The organism is Meiothermus luteus (genome assembly GCF_003574085.1).
Taxonomy (GTDB): Bacteria; Deinococcota; Deinococci; order Deinococcales; family Thermaceae; genus Meiothermus; species Meiothermus luteus.
Window position 1 is genome coordinate 12,315 of the sequence record NZ_QWKZ01000023.1, and the last position, 20,447, is coordinate 32,761.

Annotated in this window: 21 protein-coding genes and 1 riboswitch; of the genes, 10 read left to right on the top strand and 11 right to left on the bottom strand. The window is 66.6% G+C overall.

Annotated features, from left to right (window positions below; all coding sequences use genetic code 11):
* Positions 1 to 25: 25 nt before the first annotated feature.
* Positions 26 to 355 carry a metal-sulfur cluster assembly factor gene (locus tag Mlute_RS05055; RefSeq protein ID WP_119359660.1) on the top strand — a complete coding sequence of 110 codons (330 nt, stop codon included), beginning with the start codon at positions 26 to 28 and terminating at the stop codon, positions 353 to 355.
* Here Mlute_RS05055 and Mlute_RS05060 read toward each other — a convergent pair.
* Positions 345 to 764, bottom strand: a complete 420-nt coding sequence (locus Mlute_RS05060) for a DUF3197 domain-containing protein (RefSeq protein ID WP_119359661.1) — start codon at positions 762 to 764, stop codon at positions 345 to 347. The two genes, Mlute_RS05055 and Mlute_RS05060, sit on opposite strands and share 11 nt — an antisense overlap.
* Positions 765 to 829: 65 nt before the next feature.
* Between Mlute_RS05060 and Mlute_RS05065 the strand changes: the two genes are divergently transcribed.
* On the top strand, positions 830 to 1,195 hold the full coding sequence (locus tag Mlute_RS05065; protein ID WP_245958847.1) for a hypothetical protein: 366 nt from the start codon (positions 830 to 832) through the stop codon (positions 1,193 to 1,195).
* Here Mlute_RS05065 and Mlute_RS05070 read toward each other — a convergent pair.
* Positions 1,165 to 2,490, bottom strand: coding sequence for a MiaB/RimO family radical SAM methylthiotransferase (locus Mlute_RS05070; protein ID WP_119359662.1), 1,326 nt, complete (start codon positions 2,488 to 2,490; stop codon positions 1,165 to 1,167). The genes Mlute_RS05065 and Mlute_RS05070 overlap by 31 nt on opposite strands.
* 23 nt (positions 2,491 to 2,513) lie before the next feature.
* Entirely contained in the window at positions 2,514 to 2,969 is a 456-nt protein-coding gene (locus tag Mlute_RS05075; RefSeq protein WP_119359663.1) for a hypothetical protein, read from the bottom strand.
* Positions 2,970 to 3,061: 92 nt separating this feature from the next.
* Between Mlute_RS05075 and Mlute_RS05080 the strand changes: the two genes are divergently transcribed.
* On the top strand, positions 3,062 to 3,976 hold the full coding sequence (locus tag Mlute_RS05080; RefSeq protein ID WP_119359664.1) for a threonine/serine dehydratase: 915 nt from the start codon (positions 3,062 to 3,064) through the stop codon (positions 3,974 to 3,976).
* Here Mlute_RS05080 and Mlute_RS05085 read toward each other — a convergent pair.
* The 7 genes from Mlute_RS05085 to Mlute_RS05115 all read right to left on the bottom strand — a co-directional run bounded on the left by Mlute_RS05085 (position 3,973) and on the right by Mlute_RS05115 (position 9,862).
* A complete protein-coding gene (locus Mlute_RS05085; RefSeq protein WP_119359665.1) occupies positions 3,973 to 5,145 on the bottom strand; it encodes a M28 family metallopeptidase in 1,173 nt (390 codons plus the stop codon). The genes Mlute_RS05080 and Mlute_RS05085 overlap by 4 nt on opposite strands.
* An 82-nt stretch (positions 5,146 to 5,227) precedes the next feature.
* Positions 5,228 to 6,214, bottom strand: a complete 987-nt coding sequence (locus tag Mlute_RS05090) for an iron ABC transporter substrate-binding protein (protein WP_119359666.1) — start codon at positions 6,212 to 6,214, stop codon at positions 5,228 to 5,230.
* Between the two features lie 154 nt (positions 6,215 to 6,368).
* Positions 6,369 to 7,403 carry a C39 family peptidase gene (locus tag Mlute_RS05095; protein WP_245958848.1) on the bottom strand — a complete coding sequence of 345 codons (1,035 nt, stop codon included), beginning with the start codon at positions 7,401 to 7,403 and terminating at the stop codon, positions 6,369 to 6,371.
* A gap of 26 nt (positions 7,404 to 7,429) precedes the next feature.
* The gene (locus Mlute_RS05100) at positions 7,430 to 7,885 is read right to left on the bottom strand and encodes an arsenate reductase ArsC (protein ID WP_119359667.1); all 456 of its coding nucleotides are present in this window, start codon (positions 7,883 to 7,885) and stop codon (positions 7,430 to 7,432) included.
* Between the two features lie 11 nt (positions 7,886 to 7,896).
* Complete coding sequence (locus Mlute_RS05105) at positions 7,897 to 9,096, bottom strand: MFS transporter (protein WP_119359668.1); 1,200 nt, start codon at positions 9,094 to 9,096, stop codon at positions 7,897 to 7,899.
* 35 nt (positions 9,097 to 9,131) lie between these two features.
* Positions 9,132 to 9,518 carry a DUF6428 family protein gene (locus tag Mlute_RS05110; protein ID WP_245958849.1) on the bottom strand — a complete coding sequence of 129 codons (387 nt, stop codon included), beginning with the start codon at positions 9,516 to 9,518 and terminating at the stop codon, positions 9,132 to 9,134.
* The gene (locus tag Mlute_RS05115; RefSeq protein ID WP_119359669.1) at positions 9,515 to 9,862 is read right to left on the bottom strand and encodes an ArsR/SmtB family transcription factor; all 348 of its coding nucleotides are present in this window, start codon (positions 9,860 to 9,862) and stop codon (positions 9,515 to 9,517) included. Before Mlute_RS05115 ends, Mlute_RS05110 begins: the two co-directional genes overlap by 4 nt.
* A gap of 91 nt (positions 9,863 to 9,953) precedes the next feature.
* Between Mlute_RS05115 and upp the strand changes: the two genes are divergently transcribed.
* Positions 9,954 to 10,580: a uracil phosphoribosyltransferase gene (gene upp / locus Mlute_RS05120; RefSeq protein WP_119359670.1), complete on the top strand. Its 627-nt coding sequence runs from the start codon at positions 9,954 to 9,956 to the stop codon at positions 10,578 to 10,580.
* A 44-nt stretch (positions 10,581 to 10,624) separates the two neighbouring features.
* Positions 10,625 to 11,728, top strand: a complete 1,104-nt coding sequence (locus tag Mlute_RS05125) for an MraY family glycosyltransferase (RefSeq protein WP_119359671.1) — start codon at positions 10,625 to 10,627, stop codon at positions 11,726 to 11,728.
* 1 nt (position 11,729) lies between these two features.
* Here the strand turns inward: Mlute_RS05125 and Mlute_RS05130 are convergent, their stop codons facing one another.
* Positions 11,730 to 12,509: an ABC transporter permease gene (locus tag Mlute_RS05130; RefSeq protein WP_119359679.1), complete on the bottom strand. Its 780-nt coding sequence runs from the start codon at positions 12,507 to 12,509 to the stop codon at positions 11,730 to 11,732.
* Positions 12,510 to 12,590: 81 nt separating this feature from the next.
* Positions 12,591 to 12,733, top strand: a riboswitch (cobalamin riboswitch).
* Positions 12,734 to 12,835: 102 nt separating this feature from the next.
* On the opposite strand from Mlute_RS05130, the gene Mlute_RS05135 reads away from it, so the two are divergent.
* The 5 genes from Mlute_RS05135 to Mlute_RS05155 all read left to right on the top strand — a co-directional run.
* Positions 12,836 to 13,702 (top strand): ABC transporter substrate-binding protein, encoded by an 867-nt coding sequence (locus Mlute_RS05135; RefSeq protein ID WP_119359672.1) that lies wholly within the window; start codon positions 12,836 to 12,838, stop codon positions 13,700 to 13,702.
* Between the two features lie 3 nt (positions 13,703 to 13,705).
* Complete coding sequence (locus Mlute_RS05140; protein WP_119359673.1) at positions 13,706 to 14,767, top strand: FecCD family ABC transporter permease; 1,062 nt, start codon at positions 13,706 to 13,708, stop codon at positions 14,765 to 14,767.
* A gap of 3 nt (positions 14,768 to 14,770) precedes the next feature.
* The gene (cobO, locus tag Mlute_RS05145; protein WP_119359674.1) at positions 14,771 to 15,334 is read left to right on the top strand and encodes a cob(I)yrinic acid a,c-diamide adenosyltransferase; all 564 of its coding nucleotides are present in this window, start codon (positions 14,771 to 14,773) and stop codon (positions 15,332 to 15,334) included.
* A 5-nt stretch (positions 15,335 to 15,339) separates the two neighbouring features.
* Entirely contained in the window at positions 15,340 to 19,665 is a 4,326-nt protein-coding gene (locus tag Mlute_RS05150; RefSeq protein WP_119359675.1) for a cobaltochelatase subunit CobN, read from the top strand.
* The coding region (locus tag Mlute_RS05155) for an ATP-binding protein (RefSeq protein WP_182482479.1) at positions 19,662 to 20,447 on the top strand (786 nt) is incomplete at its 3' end. The genes Mlute_RS05150 and Mlute_RS05155, both read left to right, overlap by 4 nt.

Consider the following 20,447-nt stretch of genomic DNA (forward strand, 5'->3'; position numbering starts at 1 on the left):
GGGTCTTTGGGCTAGTATACCCAGCATGAGCGAGGCCACACTACCCACCAAAGAAGAAATCCTAGAGGCCCTCAAAGTGGTGCGGGACCCAGAGATTCCGGTCAACGTGGTTGACCTGGGCCTGGTCTACGACGCTCAGGTAAAAGAAGGGGGCATTGTGGATATCACCATGACCCTTACCTCCATAGGCTGCCCCGCCCAAGACATCGTGAAGGCCGACGCCGAAATCGCCGTGCTGCGCCTGCCCGGGGTAAACGCGGTCAACGTGGAGTTCGTCTGGACACCTCCTTGGACGCCGGCCCGGATGACCGAGGAGGGTAAGCGCCAGATGCGGATGTTCGGCTTCAACGTCTGAGGCCCTCAGGCCGCCTTGTGGGGTCGAGGTACAGCGAGGGGTCGGCCGGATTGGCCGCAGCAACCAAAAGCTTAGCGAGTTCGTCCTCCTCTAACTTAAAGAGCGCAGCGTACCTCGAGGGCGGTACCACCGCCTCCCGAAACTCGTTCACCCCTTGCTCTAGAAGGTAGCGGGTAAGCGCATCCAGCGCCTTCACCCCTTGAGGGCCAAACCGAGGGCCAAATGCGTCCAGGGAAAGCACCTGATGCCTGCCCTCCCGCACATAGACCGCATAGCGCGCTTGGTCGCGCTGATCCTGCCAATCGGTGACGTAGGTGACCACCGCTTCCGGGAGGTTCACCCCTTTTAGGGCCTCTTTGAGGGCCGATAGGCTCTCCTGAGGCGCACCGCGCAAGCCTACGATTTCCATGGACCAAATTCTACCCAGCCGCGGTGCCGCTAGGGCTACCAAGCCACGGACAAAGGAGGTGTGCTTTGGGAAACTTGAACGCAAGGGCGCTTTGGACCGGGGTCTTTCTCATCCTAATCTCCACGCTGGCGGTGATGGCCTCCAAACCTACCCCCACCGCCCTTATACCGGGCCTCCTGGGCCTTCTGATTGCCCTCATGGGCATCTGGGCCGAAAAGCGCCCAAACCAAGCCCGCTTAGCCCTGGGCCTGGCCCTGGGCCTCTCTTTGGTGGGCATCCTGGGCTCGCTCAGGGGGATACCGGAGTTCCTAACCCTACTCGGCGGAGGCGCCGTGGAGCGTCCAGTGGCCGCCATGGCCCAGTTCGCCACGGCTTTCATATGCCTGGGCTTTGTGGTGCGCTACCTGGCAGAAAGGCGCAAGGGTGGGTAAGGCTCCTCCTTGAGGCCCTCCACAAAGCCCCGCAGGGTGTAGCCCGAAACCCCCTCCACACGGGCCCACACGGTCTGGCCCACCCGGGCTGCTCCAACCAGCTCGGCCTCGTAGTAGTCCGGTGTGTGGCCGTAGGCCCTATCCCCCCGAAAGCTCTCCACCAGAACTTCCACCCGGCCCCCCAAAAGGGGGCGAACCCGCTCCTCGGCCAAGCGGCGGGCCAGCGCGGTTAGCTCCTGGTTCCGCCGCTTGCGCACCTCCACGGGTACCTGGGGCATGGAGGCCGCACGGGTCTTGGGCCTGGGGGTGTAGGTGAACACGTGCACCCGGCTGGGGCGGAGTTCCTCCAAAAAGGCCAGGGTCTCCCGGTGCTCGGCCTCGGTTTCGGTGGGAAGGCCGGCGATTACGTCGGTGGTGAGGGCAAAACCCGGCACCAGGGCATAGGCCCGCTCCACCAGGGCGCGGTAGTAGGCCTTGCTGTAACGCCGGCCCATCAATGCCAGGAGTCGGTCGGAGGCGGTCTGCAGGCTCAGGTGCAGGTGGGGGCGGACCTGCGGGGCATAGCGGTGAAGGACCTGCAGCAGCTCCTCCCCGGTGTCCTCGGGCTCAATGGAGGAAAGGCGTACTCGAGCCCCCATCTGGGCCAGCGCCTCCACCAACCCGGCGATACCGCGAGGGTGTCCTCGGTAGGAGCCCAGGCGGATCCCGGTGAGCACGATTTCCTGCACCCCAGCCGCCAGCAGGGCCTCGGCCTCCCGCAAGGCTTCCTGGTACGGGCGGTGGCGCTCCCGCCCCCGCAGGCGGGGGATAATGCAGTAAGCGCAGCCCGCGTTGCAACCATCCTGCACCTTGACAAAGGCCCGAACATAATCGTTGAGCAGGCCCCGCTCCCCTGCACCCCAGAAGGCGTTGGGGGGGGTGGTCAGGGGGTCAGCGGGCAGGCCAAAGCGCTGCAGGATAATCCCCGGCAGCTCGGCCTTGCGCCGGTTGGGGACCACCACATCGGCCCCCAGCTCGGCCACCTGTTCAGGGGCCAACTCGGCGTAACAACCGGTGACCACGATAAAGGCCTCCGGGTTGGCCCGCCGGGCCCGGCGCACCTCCTTGCGGGCATCGGCCTCGGCCCCGGTGGTAACTGCGCAGGTGTTGATGACCACCAGGTCCGCCCCGGCTTCTACCGGCACCACCTTAGGGTTCAAGGCCCCCAGAAGGCCCACCAGGGCATCCGACTCCACCTGGTTAACCTTGCAGCCGAGCGTTCTTACAGCCAGCCGAAGCCCCTCCACCAGGGGCATTGTGGGGGAAGCAGGGCGCGGGGTCAAGGGTCGGTCTCGGTGACGACCAGCGAGGCCACCTCGTCGTCGCCCTCACCGGCCCACTCCTGCCGCACCCCAGGAAGCTGAATGACCCGCGCGGCCCCCTCGGTCCCCATCTGGGAGGAAAGCGCCTGCCTTTGGATGAGGTGCTCGAGCTCAGGGGTGGCCTGCTGTAGGACCACGGGAAGGGCGAAGAGCTCAGAGGCCCGGACAGGGTAGACCGTCTCCAGGTAGTGCAAAACCTCCAGCACCTCGGTCGCGGAGACCAGGTCCCGACCTACCGCGTTGTGAAGGGGCCTGGAGGATGCCCCCGGCTCCGAAAGATGGATCACATACAGGTCAAACCCCTCCTCGCGGCGGTGTACCCAGAGCCTTAGGAGACCCTGGGCGAGATGCATCTGGCCGGACAGCACCTGACCAGGCTCCAGGCTGTAGAGAACCTCGGCGAGCGGGCGCATGGCCCCAAGGTAGCCGAGACCGGCAGGCCGCTGGGGTGTTTTTCTGCGTTACGCGAGGGTCCGGCGTTAATCGGGCCTGGTAGCATGGGGAGGTGCTCACCCTCTCCGAGGTTCTAGCCGCCGCTCAGCGGATTGCGCCCCACATCCACCGCACACCGGTGCTGACCAGCCAAGGGTTGGACGCCCTTTTGGGCAAAGCCCTCTTCTTCAAAGCCGAGCACCTACAAAAAACCGGCAGCTTCAAGGCTCGAGGAGCCCTAAACACCGCCCTACAGCTACCAACCCCCAAAGGGCTCATCACCGTCTCCTCGGGCAACCACGCCCAAGGGGTCGCCTACGCCGCGCGGGTTCTCAGGGTGCCGGCCCTGGTGGTCATGCCGGCCGACGCCTCGGCCACCAAAAAGGCCGCCACCCGGGCCTACGGGGCTGAGGTCTATGATCAAGGGGTTACAGTGGAAAACCGCGAGGAGGTGGTCCAACGGCTGGCCCAGGAAACCGGCTACACCTTCATACACCCCTTTGACGACCTCCGGGTAATGGCCGGCCAGGGCACCTTGGCTTTGGAGCTGCTGGAACAGGCCCCCACCTTGGAAGCGGTTCTAGTCGCGGTGGGGGGTGGGGGCCTCATCTCCGGGGTGGCCACGGCGGTCAAGGCCCTGCGGCCCGAGGTGGAGGTCATCGGGGTGGAGCCTGAAACCGCCAACGACGCCCAGCAAAGCCTGCAGGCCGGTAGGCGGGTTAGCCTGCCAAAGGCCCCCAAGACCATAGCCGACGCGGTGCGCACCCTGGCGGTGGGAAGGCACACCTTCCCGGTGATGCAACGGTATGTGGACCGCATCCTAACCGTTCCGGACGAGGTGACCCTACAGGCCCAACGCCTTGTCCTGGAAAGGCTCAAGCAGGTGGTGGAGCCCACCGCCGGGCTGGCCCTGGGACCCGTGCTCATGGGCTACCCGCTGCCCAGGCGAATAGGGGTGGTGCTCTGCGGGGGCAACTGGATGCCCTAGGGCCTCAGCGGAAGGAGCCGTTCCAACACCCCCTGCACCACCTGGGCGGTCTGGGCCAGGAGCCGGGGGTCGGCGGTGGTGTCGGTAGGGCGGTGGTAGTTGGGGTCCAGGCCCCGGAAGAAGAACAGCACCGGCACCCCCGCCTGGGCAAAGGGCACGTGGTCGCTGCCCCCGCCCGGCGCGCCGCCGCAAACCGCCTGGACGGCCCCACAATCGGCCAGGACCCGCAGCTCGGGGCTGCCCCCTATCCCCAGGCTGCCGTTCACATCTACTCCCACCATGTCCAGGTTGAGCATCGCCCTGAGGCCGCGCACCACCTCAGGGTGGTCTTCCACGAAGCGGCGCGAGCCCCATAGGCCGTCCTCCTCGCCATCAAAAAACACAAACCAGACCGCTTCAGAAAGGGGACTAGAGGCCAAGGTGCGGGCCAGCTCGAGCACCGCCACCACCCCCGAGGCGTTGTCGTTGGCCCCAGGGCTGCCCGGCACCGAGTCGTAGTGGGCCCCCACCAGCACCCGGGGGGCGCTAGGGCTCCGCCAGGCCACCACGTTGCGCCCCCGGACCTCCTCCGAGGCGATTCGGACCTCCAGCACGGCTCGAGCCCCCGCCTGGCCCAAAAGGCCCTCCCCTTCACGCCGGCCCAGGGTCACCCCGGGGATGGGGCTCTGCCCACCAAAGGTAAAGCGGGTGCCGCTGGGCTCCTCGGTCAGCAGGACAATTGCCCTGGCCCCCCGCTCAGCCGCCAGACGGGCTTTTTCCAGGCCCGGTATGCCTCCCCGCCGCGCCACCGCGATGGCCCCCCGCAGGTCCAGTCCTGCAAAATCGGCCGCCAGCCCAGCCCCTGGCACCACCACCAAAGGCCCCTCCACCCGCCCAGCAGGGCTTCCGGCCACGCCCACCGCCGGCAGGGCCTCTCCCTCTACCCACAGACCCGTCCCCAGGTCGCGGGTGCGGCTATAGGTGAAGCTCTGGAACTCCACGCTGTACCCCGCCCTGCGTAGCTCCTCCGCCAGGTACTCCGCCGCCGCAGCGGCCGCCGGGGTCCCGGCCACCCGTGGCCCTTGGGCCAGCAGGGCCCTTAGGTCGGCCTGCATCCGCTCTAGGGAAAAGGGCTGGGCTAGGGCCAGCAAAGCCAGCCCCAGCCCCACGCCCCAAGCCAGCCTCTTCATAACCTAAAGCTTGCCACCCCGCGGATGAGTTTGGATGGAAAACCCCGGTGCGCCGTGGCGCACCGGGGTTGGGGTGCCCCTCCTAGAGCAGCCCCGCCTCGCGCAGAAGCCTCAGGGCCGTCTCAAGGGGCAGCTTCTCAAAGTCCACCTTGGGGCTCTTGGCCACAGCCTGGTTAAGGGGCAGCAGGTTGCCGCTCAGCACCACCCCCCGGACCACGGGGTATTCAATAATCTCGCTGGCGAAGAACTGCTGGGCCTTAGGCGACAGCAGCCAGAGCAGGAAGCGGTTGGCGGCCTGAATGTTCTTGCTGGTCTTGAGGATGCCAGCCCCGGTCACCAAGGCCAGGCTGCCCGCGTCCCCATCGGCGAAGTAGTAGGTCCCAATCTGCTGGCCAGCCCGCACGAAGCGCTGGATGTAGTAGTGGTTGGTGGAACCCAGGTCAACCTCCCCCGAGCGGATGGCCTCCATCATGGCCGGGTTGGAAGGATAGGCCTTGGGTTCCAGGGCCTTCATCTCGTTGAGCCACTGGCGGGTGCGGGCCTCGCCAAACTGGACCACCATCGCCGCCACCATGTCCTGGAAGCTGCTGTAGGTAGGCGTCCAGCCGATGCGGCCTTTGTACTGGGTTAGCTTGGGCAGGTCTAGAATGCTCTTAGGCAGCTCCTCGGGCTTGACCTTGGCCGGGTTGTAGGCCAGCACCCGCAGGCGGACGGTCAGGGGCACCCACTGGCGGCTTGCGGGGACAAAGGCGGTGGCCCGCTGGGTCAGCGTATCCGAAAGGCGGAGGAAAAGGCCCCGCTCCGAGGCCGCCCCCAAGGCCCCGGCGGTGTTGGCCCAGAAGACATCGGCCGGGCTGCGGCTGCCCTCTTCCTGCAAGGCGGCCAGAATCTCTGCGTCCCGGCCATAGCGGACGTTGACTTTGATACCGGTCTCCGCCTCAAACTGCCGGACCAGGGGCTCCACCAGGGCCTGACCCCGCCCGCTGTACACGGTGAGGGTGGTTTGCTGGGCTTGAGCCAGGCTTGCTAGGGCCAGGGCCGCTCCGACCAGAACCGATTGCAGTCTCACTTTCCACCTCCTGCAAAAATTTCAAGTCGTTGCCGACTCCAGGGTGAGTCTACGGGGGAGCCCGGATAATGTCAAGTATTCCAGTCGGATTTATAAACTTTTTGAGAATAGGACTTGTTTACACTTAGACCCGGGCCTTCCCAGGGGAAGCGCCTCACCTAAAGGTTTGCAACGCCGCTGCGGCCTCTCGGAAGCCCGGTCGGTAGCCCAGGGCTGCCCGAAGATCGGCCCTAGCCCCCCGCAGGTCGCCCAGGGCCCCCCGGGCCCTGGCCCGCCAGTAGAGGCTCTCCTCGTGGTCTGGGGCTCGAGCCAGCACCCCGCTGGCCAAGGCCACCACCTCTGCATAACGGCCCGTCTGGTAGTAGGCCTCGTAGGGGCCGAACTGGTACCAAAGCATCCGCCAGGGCCAGCCCAGGGCCTCACCCCCCGGAGGACGGGGGTCAAGCCCCCGGTCTGGGGGCATCCGGCGGGAGCGGTCAAAGGCAAGGGCAGCCTCCTGGGGCCGTCCCAGCCGAAGCCAGGCGCTGCCTAGGTTGAACCAGGGAAAGGGGCTGGCGGGACTCCCTCGAACCTCCTGCTGGGCCCGTTCTAGGGCCAGCCGGACCTCGCGCCCAGGCCGCCCTCGCTCCCCCAAAACCGCCATCAACCGGCCTTCCCGGGACCTTGGGTAGACCACCAGGTAGGTGCGGTTAAAAACCCGCCAGAGCCGATCCAGCCCGGCGTAGGGTAGGACGATCCGGGGCCCCAGGTAGCTATCAAAAGCGTAGAAGACCCTCCGGGCCCGCTCGTAGCCCACCAGCAGCCGGTAGTGCCCCATCCCCCCGTGGTCAGGGGTCACGAACCAGGTCTCCACAATCACCGGAAAGCCTGCTTGGAGGAGCCGCTCGAGGAGGCCTATATCCCCTGCCATCCCCTGGTGCACCCCAAAGCCCAGACCACGGGCATAGGCGGCCATCTCCTCCGGGCTCACGTTCTTGTCGCTGGGGTTGGGCTTGAGCGCTGGGGCAATCTGGCGCTGGGTCTCAGGGCGGCCCCAGTAGCTCAGGGCCATGCCCAAGGTGGCTGGGCCGCAGTTGTTGAAGCGCTGGTACTCATGCCGGACCCCCTTCAAGAAAAGGGTCTCCTGGGCTTCGCCCAGCGGATAGTTCAGCAAGGCCCAAAGCCCCCACAAGAACCAAAAGGGCCGCACCCCCCTAGTATAACCGCCGGACCTAGCTACGGCCGAAGGCCCGCCGCCTCCGCCAGGGCCTCATCGCTGGGCCAACGGCCCGCTTTCAGCTCGCAAACCAGGTACTCGCTCATGCGGCCTAGGGCGTCGCGGACCCTGCGCCAATCCTCCAGCCCCTTCCCGCTGGGGTCGGGAAGGGAGACATGCCGCCTTTGAGTCTGGGCAGGGTAGGCCGGGCAGTTCTCCGCCGCCGCATCGCAGACCGTGAGGACAAGGTCAAAATTCCAGTCGGGCAGCTCAAAGAGGGTCTTGGAGGTGTGGCCGGTCAGGTCTATACCGAGCTCGCCCATCACCGCAACCACCTCGGGCTTGACCCGCGTCTTCTCGGTTCCTGCCGAAAAAATCTGGGCCGGCAGCCCCACCTGCTCCGCCCAGTGGCGCAGCCAACCCTCGGCCATCTGGCTGCGGGCCGAGTTGTGCGTGCAGAGGACCAGGATTCTCACCGGTTTAAATACTACCCCCCCTTCTTCACAGCAGCGTCAGGTGGTCGGGCCAACCCCACCGCCAGGGCTGCTAGGGCTGCTAAGCCCAGCAAAAGCCAAAGTACAGGGGTATACCCACCCCAAAACCCGTGCAAAAGGCCTACTCCAAAGGGGGCCAGGGTCTGGGCAATGGCCACGAAGAAGGCCATGCTCCCGCTCAAGCGCCCGTAATGGCGGGCGCCGTAGGTCTCGGCCAGCAAAACCGGCTTAGCCAGCGAGATGACCCCGTTGGCCATCCCAAAAAAGAGGACGAAGGCCCACAGGCCCACCCCCCCGGGCAGCCCCAGCAACCCCAGCAGGCCCAGGGCGTACCCCCCCAAAAAAGCCCCGCTTAGGTAAAACGGCGAGGCCCGCTCGAGCAGCAGGGTGTAAAGGAGCCGCCCCAAAAGCTGCACCACCCCCACCGCGCCGGCCACCCCCGCCGCCAGCCAAGGGGCGTACCCCCTCTCGCCAAGCAGGGGCACCAGGTGAGCGGTCATGGCAACGCTGGTGGCTCGAGCCAGGGCAAAGCCCAGGGTGAGCCACCAAAAGGTGGCTTGGCGCAGGGCCAGCCAGGGAGAGGGACCGACCCCTTCCTGCGGCTGCCCATGGCCCCAGGGTGGGGTGCGCAGCACCAGGGCGTGTAGAGGAACAGTCAGCAAAGCAAAAAGCAGGGCCAAGGCCTCCAACGCCCCCCGCCACCCCAAGGCCTCTACCAACCCCGTGGCCAAGGGAACAAAAAGGGTGCTGGCCAGCCCCGCCGCCAGGCTGACCGCCAGCAGGGCTCGAGCCCGCTGGCGGCGAAACCAGACCGCCAGCACCGCAAAGGCCGTTTCGTAGAGCACCGTGGCCATGGACAGGCCCAGGCCCGCCCAGACCAGGTAGAAGCCCAAAAGGCCCTCCACCTGGGCCCAGGCCCAAAGCAGCAGGGCCCCCCAAAGGGAGCCCAGGGCCATTAGGGAACGCCCCCCATACCGGTCAAACCAACGCCCCACCGGCACCGCGGCCAGCCCCGAAACCAAGAGGGCCAGCGAGAAGGCCCCTGCGGTCTGGGCCCGGTTGAAGCCGAGCTCCTCCTCCATCGGTTGGACGAAGACGCCAAAGGCGTAGTACAGCACCCCGTAGCCCACAGTCTGGGTGACGGCCAGCGCCGCCACGATGCGCCAGCCGTAAAAGCCCCGGCCCTCATCCATAGGAATACCGCCCTCAGCAGCACCCCGAAGCCCGCTCACGGGGCTTGCAGGCAACGCCCAAGGGGACGAGCTGAACCGCCAGGCCTTCCCCTAAGGGTCAGCCGCTCCGGTCGGTAGCGAAGGGCCGGCCGGCCATACTCAAAGCGCAACTCGGTCTCGGGAAAGAACCCGATGGCGGCGGAGGCCCGGGAAAAAATACGCAGGACCCGCATATACTCCTGGGGGTCCTCCGGGCCAGGGCCCATGAGCTGGACCACGGTCTCGCGCCAGGCGTGGACCCCTCCTCCGCACTCCACGCTGGTATAGGTGGCGCAGATCACCTCGGTCAGGTGGTAGTCGCCAGGAATTCGCTCACCTTGAAAAAAGACCAGGCGTTTTTCGGGGTAAGGGGCGATGGCCTCTAGGAAAGCCTTTAGCGTCATCTGCCAACCTCCTGTGGGACCGGTGCCGTCTCTAGATGGGAGAGAAACGCCCTAAGCTGGGCCAACCCCTGTGGCTCGAGCCGGTAGTACACCCACCGACCCCGCTTTTCCGCCCTGACCAGCCCCACCGAGGTCAGCCGGGCCATGTGGTGGGAGACCGTGGGCTGGGCCAGCCCGGTCAACCGCTCCAGGTCGCAAGCGCACACCCCAGGCTCGGGGCCGCAGCAAGAAGCCCCGGGGTTTCGCGCCAGGTGCAGCAGTATCCTGAGCCGAACCGGGTCCGCCAAGGCCTTGAAAAGCAGTGCCACCGCCTTGGGTTCAGAGGCCAAAGAGAACGCGCCCACGGGACGATTTTACATTGATATATATAAATATATCAATATTTTTCCAGCCGCATTGCCCCCATCCTTAGGGCAATGTTACGATTCGGCCAGCATGAAACTCACCGTGGTCAACCACCCCCTGGTGCAGCACAAGCTGGCCATTCTGCGGGACAAGCACACGGGGAATAAGGAGTTCCGCGAGCTTGCCGAGGAGGTGACCCTACTTCTGGCCTACGAGGCCATGCGGGACCTCGAGCTTGACCCCGTAACCATAGAAACCCCCCTCACCACCATGACCGCCCACATGCTCTCGGGGAAAAAGCTGGCCGTGGTGGCCATTCTGCGGGCCGGGCTGGTCATGGTGGACGGCATTCTGAAGCTGGTGCCGGCGGCCAAGGTGGGGCACATCGGGCTCTACCGGGACCCCGAAACCCTGAAACCGGTGGAGTACTACTGCAAACTGCCCTCCGACATCGCCGAACGCCGGGTTTTCCTGCTTGACCCTATGCTGGCCACCGCGGGCAGCGCGGTGCACGCCCTGTCCATCCTCAAGCGCAAGGGAGCCCAGCAAATCAAGCTTATGAGCATCATCGCTGCCCCGGAAGGGATAAGGCGGGTCCAGGAAACCCACCCCGATGTGGAGATCGTGGTCGCCGCAGTGGACAGCCACCTTAACGACCATGGCTACATCGTGCCGGGGCTGGGCGACGCAGGGGACCGCATCTACGGCACCCGCTAAAGCCCGCTCTCACCGGAGGGTAGTAGCCTTGTCTGGGGTCTAGGATGACGGAGTTTCTCAAGGCCATCGGCATTGCCAACCCCGGGGGTACCGGTTGGCTCACGGTGGTCTTCACTTTCGTGGTGGCCTGGGTGGTGACCTGGCGTTTCATCCCGCGGGTGCGCCAGTTTGCACTCAAGGTGGGCTGGGCCGACCAGCCCAACGCCCGGCGGCTGAACAAAGAACCCCTGCCCAACGCGGGGGGGCTGGCCATCTTCGCCGGGGTGGTGGCGGCTTTGGTCGTGGCCACCACCCTGCGGCCCATCCTCATCCAGGAGGTGCAGGTGCAGGTGCTGGCCATCCTCCTGGGGGGTTCCATCCTGGTTTTGGTGGGCTTTGTGGACGACCAGTTTGGGCTACCGCCTCTGTTCCGGCTGCTCGTGCAGCTCCTGGCTGCGCTGCTTCTGGTGGCGGTGGACATCCGCTTCCACGCTACCTTCGGCACCGCCTTGGACCCCTTGCTGGGCATCCTGCTCACCTTGGTCTGGGTCATCGGCATCACCAACGCAATCAACCTGATGGACGGGGTGGACGGCCTGGCCGGAGGGGTGGCCTTCATAACCGCTATGAGCCTCCTGGCCGTCTCGGCCCAAAGCCCCCAGTGGGCCGCGGCTACCCTGGTGCTGTCTGCCCTGGCGGGGGCCGCGCTGGGCTTTTTGCGGCACAACTTCCACCCTTCCAAAATCATTATGGGCGACGCCGGAGCCTACTTCTTCGGCTACGTGTTGGCCGCCACCGCGCTTCTGGGCAGCCTCAAGCTCACCACCGCCTTCTCCTTGGTGCCCACCGCGCTTTTCCTGCTCCTGCCCATTCTGGACACCACCCAGGTGTTCGTGCGGCGGCTCCTGCGGGGGCAGAACCCCATGGCCACCCCCGGCAAAGACCACATCCACCACCAGCTGCTGGCCCGGGGTTTCTCCCAACGCCGCGCCACCCTGACGCTTTGGGTCATCACCTTGCTCTTCAACCTGCTGGCCATGCGGGTACAGGGCCTGAGCCCGCTGGTCATCGGGGTAACTGCCCTGGGCACCGCCCTGCTCCTCGGCTTCACCGTGTGGCGCAAGCTGCGGGCCTCGTGGAAGGAGGCCGCGCAGCCTCTGCGGGCATAGGTCAGCTCGAGGCCGAGGTGTAGTTCCTCAGGGCCACCCGCCAGAAGAGGCGGGACAGCCCCAACAGGCCCAAGGCCAGCCCCACGGACAGCGCCAGGCTCGAGGGACCCAGCCGTCCCAGCACCGCCTCGGCCGGAACGGTGGTCAGAAAGGCCACCGGCACCACAAAAGTAAAGACAAAGCGGTAGACCGGTGGAAAGGCTTGCACGGGAAATCGCCCGGCCTCCAGAAGGGCCCTGAGCACCTCCACTGCGTTGGTCACCTTGACGAACCAGATGCTGCTCGAGGCGATTAGGAACCACAGGCTATAGAGGATGAGCATCGCCAGCAGCAGAAAGCCCAGGCCCAGCAGGTAGTCCAGGAGGCCAAGCCCTAGCCGGAGCCCCGCGTACACCCAAAGGCCCAAGCCGATGAGAAGGTCGGCGAGCCCCCAGGGGGAGAGGCTCCGGCAGGAAAGCCAGAACTGGCTGTCTATAGGCTTCAACAACACGAAGTCCAGGGTGCCCTTCTGGACGTGTTCCACGATACGGCCCAGGTTGGGGTACAGCAGCACAAAGGAAAAGCCATCCAGCATCAAAAAGGCGGCCAGCACTAAAAGGGCCTCCTCAAACCGCCACCCCCCCGGCTGGTAGCCGCCTTGGTACAGAAGTGAGATACCGAAGAGGCTGCCCAAGGCTCCTCCGAAGGCCGAGAGGGCCGCAATCAAAAAGTTGCCGCGGTACTCCAGCTCCGCAGCCATAGCCGTACCCCAAAAGCGCCACAGCACCCTCAGGTAACGCACCTTCATAGTCTACCGGCCCCAGCGCCTCTTGCCCCAAGCCCAAGCCCGATGTAGCTTTGGTATACGCCCCGCTAGGGGCCAAAAGCTCGAGCCGCTCTCGGTGGCTGGGCGCGTAGTCCAGCCTTAAAGTGGGGAAGTCCGGTGAGAATCCGGCACTGTTGCGCAGCGGTGTGAGGCGCCTCGGCGCCTCGAGTCCGAATACCTGCCGAGAAGTCCTCCGGAGCCGCAACGGAGGACTCCCGCGCACAACGGGAGAGATACGGGGTTCCCTCGGTCTCTTGGGCCTCTGCCCAGCGAAATCCAAGCTCGAGCTTTAGGGAGCCGAAATGAAGCGCTTGTTTTTCCTCCTGCTGGCGTTCGTTCTAAGCCTCGCTCTAGCCCAGTTCCCCCTGACCCTCACCGATGACCAAGGCCGCAGCATCACGTTGCAAAAACCGCCTCAGCGCATCGTGACCATGCTGCCCTCGGCCACCGAGACCATCTGCTCGCTCTCCGAGGCAGCCTGCCGCCGCATCGTGGCCACCGACCAGTTCTCCAACTGGCCTGAGCGGGTGCGCAGCCTGCCCAAGGCCGGTGGCCTCATCAACCCCAACACCGAGCTCATCATCTCCCTCAAGCCGGACCTGGTCATCGTGAACTCGGCCCGGCTGGTAGAACCGCTGGAGCGGGCTGGCCTGACCGTCTACGTAACCCGCCCCCAGACCTACGCCGACATCTTCCGCACCGCCCGGGCCTACGGCCAGATGCTGGGCCTGCGGGCCGAGGCCGAGCGGCTGGTGGCCCGCGTTCAGGCCGAGGTCTTCGCCCTGGAAAGCCGCGCCGCCAAGGCCAAGGAGCGCCCGCTGGTCTATTACGAGATTGACCCCACCCCCTACACCGCGGGGCCCAGCTCCTTCATCGGGGCCCTCATAGAAAAAGCCCGGGGCCGGAACATCATCCCAGCCGAGCTGGGAAACTTCCCCAAGATTAACCCCGAGCTGGTGGTGCAGCAAAAACCCCAGGTCATTGTGGTGACCCACCCAGAGGTGGGGGGCATCCGGAACCGCCCCGGCTGGGGGGCCATCCCCGCGGTGCAGCAAAACCGCATCTGCGCCTTCAGCGGCGAGGCGACCGACCTGCTCTCCCGGCCTGGCCCCCGGGTGGCCCAGGGCCTCAAGTTCCTGATCGAGTGCTTCCACCCGGAGCTGAAGTAGGCCATGCAAGGCGGCCTGAGCCCTACCCGGGGGTGGACGGGCCTATCCCTTCCAGCCCGGCGGACCCTCACCTTCACCGCACTGGCCCTCCTCCTGGGGGGGGCGCTGGTCCTGGGGGTAGGCCAGGGGGCCGTCTACGTCCCCCCGCTCGAGGTGCTCCAGGCCCTCTTGGGGCAGAGTGAAAACCCCATCGTCACCGAGCTGCGCCTGCCCCGGGTGCTGGGGGCCATGCTGGTGGGGGCCGCCCTGGGCCTGGCCGGAGCCGCCTACCAGGGGCTCTTCCGCAACCCCCTGGCCGACCCTTACCTGATGGGGGTGGCCGCTGGGGCCTCTTTCGGCTTCACCCTCACCCTGAGTCTGAGCGGGGCCCTGGCGGGCTTCGGGGCAGGCCTGTTTTTCGCCAGCCTGCCCACCACGGCGGCGTTGGGGGCCTTTCTGGGAGCCCTTCTCGCGGTTGTCCTAACCCTCACCCTGGCCGGGGGGCCCAAAAGCGGGCAACACCTAATCCTGGCCGGGGTGGTGGTGGGCAGCGTGCTCACCGGTTTTTCTACCCTTCTTTTGCTGCTGGACACCGACCGCATCCGCGAGGTCTTCAGCTACACCTTGGGCAGCCTGGCCTTCATGGGCTGGCGGGGGGTGGGCCTGATGCTCCTGGGGCTGGGCTTCGCGCTGCCCCTGTTGTGGGGGCTGGCCCGGGCCCTGAACGCCCTGGCGCTCGGAGAGGAGACCGCTCAAAGCCTGGGCCTGCCCCTTTCGGCCCTCAGGCTGGTGCTGATTGGCCTTTCCACCCTGCTCACCGCGCTCTCGGTGGTGCACGCCGGCATCATCGGGTTTGTGGGCTTTGTGGCCCCTCACGCCCTCCGCCAGCTCGTGGGGGGCGACTACCGCTACTTGCTCCCGGCCTCGGCCCTGGGGGGGGCGCTTCTGCTGGCCTTATCGGACTGGGCGGCTCGAGTGGTGGCCCGGCCCGCGGAACTCCCCGTGGGGGTCATCACCACCTTGCTGGGCGGCCCCTTCTTCCTATACCTGTTGTGGCGGGCCCGAAAGGGCCTCCACTGGGGGTGAGCGATGGAACAGCCCAAACGGGAGAAACCCTACCAAAAACCCACCGGGGAACGGCGGGGGCTGGTCTTGGTCTATACCGGGGAGGGCAAGGGTAAGACCACCGCGGCCCTGGGCCTGGTCCTACGGGCGGTGGGGCGGGGCTACCGGGCGCGCATCTTTCAGTTCATGAAACACGAGCGGGCTGCTTTCGGCGAACACCGGGCCCTAGAACGGCTGGGGGTGGAGATTGAGGGGCTGGGCGACGGGTTTAGCTGGAAGTCCAAAGACCTGGACCACTCGGCCGCCCTGGCCTACAAAGGCTGGCAGAAGGCCCGGGAGATTCTCCTCTCTGGAACGTACTTTCTGGTGGTTTGGGATGAGATCAGCTACCCCATCCGCTACGGATGGATTCCCCTAGAGGAGGTACTCCAGGCCTTGGAGCAAAAACCAAAAGGGGTCCACCTGGTGCTCACCGGCCGGGGCATGCCGGAAGAAATCATTGAGCGGGCCGACACGGCCAGCGAGGTACGCAAGGTCAAGCACGCCTTTGACGCTGGGGTGCCTGCCCAGCGGGGCATTGAGCACTGAAGCCCATGAACCTCTACCGCCAGAGAGTCCAAAGGCCTGATGGCCGCTTGGTGCACATCGTGCAAAAGCGGGGCCACCTCAGCTACTGCTACACCGGCTGCTGCTGCGGCCACACCGAAAGGGGCTACGCCCCGGTACCCGCCGAGGTCTACAAGGAGGAGTGGCTGCGGCGAAGGCTGAGGAACCTGGTCCACCTGACCAAAGGGGGGTGCCTAGGCCCTTGTGTGCTGGCCAATGTGGCCTGCTTGGTCTTTGACGGCCGCTCGGTCTGGTTCCACTCGGTGAACACCCCCTGGCAGGTGCGGCTCATCTTTGACCACATAGAGGCCATGCTGGCCGCCGACCGCTTCCTGCCGCCCCCGCCCGAGCTAGCCGAGTACGTCTTCAACTTCTACGACTGGGAGGCCCGCAGCGGCGTGGCCCTGCCCTCCCCTCGCCTCCCCGAAGCCCCCCAGGGCCTATCGGGCATCGCCCTGCTAAGCCACGCCGACACCGACCTGCTGGCCCTGGAAGCGGCCAAGGGCCTGCTGCCCCCTGGCTTCCCCCCGGTGGTGGGCCTGAGCCTCAACCGGCTCAGAAGCCCAGAGCAGATGGCTCTATGGCTCCAAGGCCCCCTGGGCCGGGCCCAGGTAGTGGTCCTACGGCTGCACAGCTCACCCGAGCGGGTGCCCGGCCTGGAGACCCTGCGGGCCTACGCCCGGAAGCATGGGCAGCGGCTTCTGTTCGTAAGCGGCCTGGGGGAGCTTTCCCCGGAGCTGGCCCGGTGTTCCGACGGGGGCTCGCTGGTGCTGAGGGAGGCCACTGCTTACCTGACGGCAGGCGGGGTGGACAACCTGGTGGAACTCTGCAAGTACCTGTCGGACACCCTGCTGGAAAGCCGCTACGGCCATACCCCCCCAATCCCCCAGCCCGAGCACGGCCTCTACCACCCCGGCCTGCCCCAGGGAGCCACGCTGCAGGACTGGGAGCGAATCCGCGATCCCAGCCGGCCCACCGCCGGACTGCTCTTCTACCGGGCCCACTTCCTCTCGGGGAACCTAGCCTTCGTGGACGGCCTGGTAGAGGCCCTGGAGGCCCGGGGAATGAACGCCCTGCCGGTCTACACCTCCTCCCTCAAGGCGATGGAGGAGGGCTTTCCGGTGGCGCTGGGCTTTTTGGAGGGACGCGTGGATGTGCTCATCTCCACCCTGGCCTTTGCCCTGGGGGAGGTCCACGCCGGCGCCATCACCCCGGCGGGGCAAGGGGTGGGGGCCTTCGCCCGGCTTGGGGTGCCGGTGCTGCAGGCCCTAACCCCGGGAATGCCCAAAGGGGCCTGGGAGGTAAGCCAGAGGGGGCTCAACCCCCTCGAGACCTCCATGCAGGTAGCCCTGCCGGAGTTTGACGGCCGGCTGATAGGGGTGCCCATCAGCTTCAAGGAGCAGGGCCAACAGACCCTTTACGTTCCCGAGCCCGACCGGATGGAGCGCATCGCCGGCTTAGCCGCACGCCTCGCCGCCCTGCGGCGAAAACCCAACCCCCAAAAGCGCATCGCCTTTGTGCTCACCAACTCCGGGGCCAAGGCCCAAATGGTGGGCAACGCGGTGGGCCTAGACGCCCCGGCCTCGCTGCTGCGCATCCTGCGGGCCATGCGGGCTCGAGGCTACACCCTCCCCGAACTCCCGGAAAGCCCCAAGGCCTTGATGGAGGCCCTGCTGAGCCGGGGCAGCTACGACCCCCAGCATCCCTTAGACCCCAAGCAGGCCTTCCGGATTCCCCGCCCGACCTACCTGCGCTGGTTCAGGGAGTTTCCCGAGGCCCTGCGCTTCCGCATGGAGGACTTCTGGGGCACCCCCCGCGAGCGGGGCTACACCCTGCGTCAGGGCAAGCCCAAGACCGACAAGAAAACCCTCAAAGGGCTGAAAACCTTGGGCGCTTTAAGCCTGAACGAGGAGCCGTACAGCGACGAGGAGAGCTACTGGGTGGCTGGCCTCGAGCTGGGCAACGTCCTCATCGCCCTCCAACCCCCGCGGGGCTACGGCCTTGACCCCGACGCCATCTACCACACCCCCGACCTCCCCCCAACCCACCACTACGCGGCCTTCTACCGATGGCTGGAGGAGGGCTGGGGCGCCGATGCCATCGTACACCTGGGCAAGCACGGCACCTTAGAGTGGCTCCCCGGAAAAGGGGTGGGCCTCTCAGCGGCCTGCGCCCCCGATGCCCTCCTGGGCAGCCTGCCCCTCTTCTACCCCTTCATCCTCAACGACCCGGGCGAGGGTACCCAGGCCAAGCGGCGGGCCCACGCCGCGGTGGTGGACCACCTACCCCCGCCCCTGACCCTGGCCGAAACCTACGGGCCGCTGGCCCGCCTGAGCGAACTGGTGAACGAGTACTACGTCCTGGAGAAACTCGACCCCAGCAAGCTGCCCCTTTTGCAGCAGGAAATCTGGCAGATACTGGAGGAAACCCAGCTCAAAGCCGACCTCGAGCTAAAAACCCTGCTCAGTGCCGACCACGGCGACCACAAGCACGAGTGGGACGATACCCTAACCCCAGAGGGCATCCCCTCCACCCTGGCCGAGATGGAGGGGCCCCAGGTGGCCCACCTACTGGAGGATATTGAGGGCTACCTCTGCGAGCTGGGGCTGGCCCAGATACGCGACGGGTTGCACACCCTGGGCGAACTTCCCCCCTTCCCCGAGACCCTCAGGGCCCTCACCCGGCTGCCCAACGGGCCTGTGCCGGGCTGGCTTTCCACCCTGGCCCAGGCCTACGGCTTCCACCCAGACTCCCTGCTCGAGCGGATGGGGGCCCGCCTAGACCCTCCCCATCCGCTTGGCCAAAGCCACGGCCAGGTGCTGGAGAACCTCGAGCGGCTGGCCCTCAGGCTTTACGAAGAGCTGGAGCAGCAAGGTTTCGCCTCCACCGCCATCCCCTCCGTGCTGGGACGGGTGCTGCCCCCAGGGTACGATGAGGGGGCCCTGGCCAAGCTGGAGGAGACCCTGGGCTTCGCCTGCACCCACCTGGTGCCAGCCCTGGAGCGCACCGACGACGAGATCGAGCACCTTTTGCTGGGGCTGGAGGGGGGCTACATCCCCGCCGGCCCCGCCGGGGCCCCCAGCCGCGGCCAGGCCCACGTCCTCCCCAGCGGGCGCAACTTCTACGCGGTAGACCCCCGGGCCCTGCCCTCCCAGGCTGCCTGGCGGGTGGGCCAGCGGCTGGCCCAGGAGACCCTGGAGCGCTACCTCCGGGAAACCGGGCGCTACCCGGAGATGGTGGCCCTCTCGGCCTGGGGCACGGCCCAGATGCGCACCCAGGGGGACGAGGTGGCCGAGGTACTGGCCTTCCTGGGGGTGCGCCCCCGCTGGCACCCCCTGAGCCGGCGCATAGAGGGGCTCGAGGTCATCCCCCTGTCCGAGCTGGACCGCCCCCGCATTGATGTGACCCTGCGCATCTCCGGCTTTTTTCGCGACGCTTTTCCCCACCTGATAGAGCTCCTAGACGAGGCTTTTGAAATGGTCATGCACCTGCCGGAGGACCCTGAGCAAAACTACCCCCGCAAGCACTACCTGGAGGCGCTGGGCGCTTCTTGTACAAGCGATGGGTGCGGTCAGGAGGAGGTCCACTGGCGCATCTTTGGCTCCAAGCCGGGAAGCTACGGCGCAGGGATGCTGCCCCTGCTGGAGGCCGGCAACTGGGAGAGCCCGCACGACCTGGCCCAGGTCTACCTGGCCTGGGGAGGGTACGCCTACGGACGGGGCGTGGAGGGGGTTGAGGCCAAAGAAACCTTCGCCCAGCGGTTGCGGCAGGTGGAGCTGGCCCTGCACAACCAGGACAACCGCGAACACGACATCCTGGACTCCGACGACTACTTCCAGTACCACGGGGGGCTCATCGCCGCGGTGCGGGCCCTAAAGGGGGAGGCCCCCAAGGCCTACTTCGGCGACACTGCCAACCCCGAGAAGCCCCGGATGCGCGACCTACGGGAGGAAATCCTGCGGGTCTACCGCAGCCGGGTGGTGAACCCCAAGTGGCTTTCAGCCATCCAGCGCCACGGCTACAAAGGCGGCCTGGAGATGGCCGCCACCGTGGACTACCTGTTCGGCTACAGCGCCACCGCAGGGGTCGTGCCCGACTTCATCTTTGAGGGGGTGGCCCAGACCTACGCGCTGGACCCCGCCATCCAGGCCTTTCTTAAGGAGGCCAACCCCTGGGCCCTGCGGGCGATTTCTGAGCGGCTCTTGGAGGCGGCTGAGCGGGGCCTATGGCAGGCCCGCGAGGAAACCCTGGAGGCCCTGCGGGAGGCCATGCTGGCCGGCGAAGCAGCCCTGGAGGCTTCAAGCGAGGTATGAACTACCCGTTCGCTGCGCTGGTAGGACAGGAAACCATGCGGCTGGCCCTGCTGTTGGCGGCCACCGATCCTGGGCTCTCGGTACTCCTGCAGGGAGAGAAGGGCAGCGCCAAGACCACCGCTGCCAGGGCCCTGGCCGAGCTACTCCCCGAGGGAGCCCCCTTTGTGAACCTGCCCATCGGCACGGGGGAGGAGCGGCTTCTGGGCGGGCTTGACCTGGAGAAAGCCCTGGCCGGGCAGCCAGCCCTAAAGCCCGGCCTGCTCAGCCAGGCCCACGGGGGGGTGCTCTACATTGATGAGGTCAACCTGCTGGCCCCCCACCTGACCGACGCCCTGCTGGACGTGGTGGCGAGCGGGGTGGGGCGACTGGAGCGGGAGGGCTTCAGCCTGGAGTACCCGGCCCGCTTCGTGCTGTTGGCCAGCATGAACCCCGAGGAGGGCCGGCTGCGCCCCCAGCTCTACGACCGCTTCGCCCTAAAGGTATCGGTTCAGAGCCTCAAAGACCCTACGGAGCGGGCCGAAGCCCTAAGGCGTCGCCTGGCCTTTGAGGCCGACCCCGCGGGATTCCGCAGGGCCTGGGACGAGGCCCAAGCGGGGCTCCGGGCCCAGCTCACCAAAGCCCGCGCGCGGCTGGGAGCACTAACGCTACCCCAAGAACTCCTCCAAGGGATCAGCGAGCGGGTGGCCGCCCTGGGGGTGGGGAGCCTACGGGCCGACCTGGCACTGGCCAAGGCCGCGCGGGCCCTGGCCAGTGCCAGGTCGGCCCGTAGGCTCCCCACCCCC

What these genes read in the sequence shown, in the direction of transcription:
- Mlute_RS05055 (WP_119359660.1), top strand. Translation starts at nt 26, where the DNA reads ATGAGCGAGGCCACACTACCCACCAAAGAAGAAATCCTAGAGGCCCTC.
- Mlute_RS05060 (WP_119359661.1), bottom strand. Translation starts at nt 764, where the DNA reads ATGGAAATCGTAGGCTTGCGCGGTGCGCCTCAGGAGAGCCTATCGGCC.
- Mlute_RS05070 (WP_119359662.1), bottom strand. Translation starts at nt 2,490, where the DNA reads ATGCCCCTGGTGGAGGGGCTTCGGCTGGCTGTAAGAACGCTCGGCTGC.
- Mlute_RS05075 (WP_119359663.1), bottom strand. Translation starts at nt 2,969, where the DNA reads ATGCGCCCGCTCGCCGAGGTTCTCTACAGCCTGGAGCCTGGTCAGGTG.
- Mlute_RS05085 (WP_119359665.1), bottom strand. Translation starts at nt 5,145, where the DNA reads ATGAAGAGGCTGGCTTGGGGCGTGGGGCTGGGGCTGGCTTTGCTGGCC.
- Mlute_RS05105 (WP_119359668.1), bottom strand. Translation starts at nt 9,096, where the DNA reads ATGGATGAGGGCCGGGGCTTTTACGGCTGGCGCATCGTGGCGGCGCTG.
- Mlute_RS05110 (WP_245958849.1), bottom strand. Translation starts at nt 9,518, where the DNA reads ATGACGCTAAAGGCTTTCCTAGAGGCCATCGCCCCTTACCCCGAAAAA.
- upp (WP_119359670.1), top strand. Translation starts at nt 9,954, where the DNA reads ATGAAACTCACCGTGGTCAACCACCCCCTGGTGCAGCACAAGCTGGCC.
- Mlute_RS05125 (WP_119359671.1), top strand. Translation starts at nt 10,625, where the DNA reads ATGACGGAGTTTCTCAAGGCCATCGGCATTGCCAACCCCGGGGGTACC.
- Mlute_RS05135 (WP_119359672.1), top strand. Translation starts at nt 12,836, where the DNA reads ATGAAGCGCTTGTTTTTCCTCCTGCTGGCGTTCGTTCTAAGCCTCGCT.
- Mlute_RS05140 (WP_119359673.1), top strand. Translation starts at nt 13,706, where the DNA reads ATGCAAGGCGGCCTGAGCCCTACCCGGGGGTGGACGGGCCTATCCCTT.
- cobO (WP_119359674.1), top strand. Translation starts at nt 14,771, where the DNA reads ATGGAACAGCCCAAACGGGAGAAACCCTACCAAAAACCCACCGGGGAA.
- Mlute_RS05150 (WP_119359675.1), top strand. Translation starts at nt 15,340, where the DNA reads ATGAACCTCTACCGCCAGAGAGTCCAAAGGCCTGATGGCCGCTTGGTG.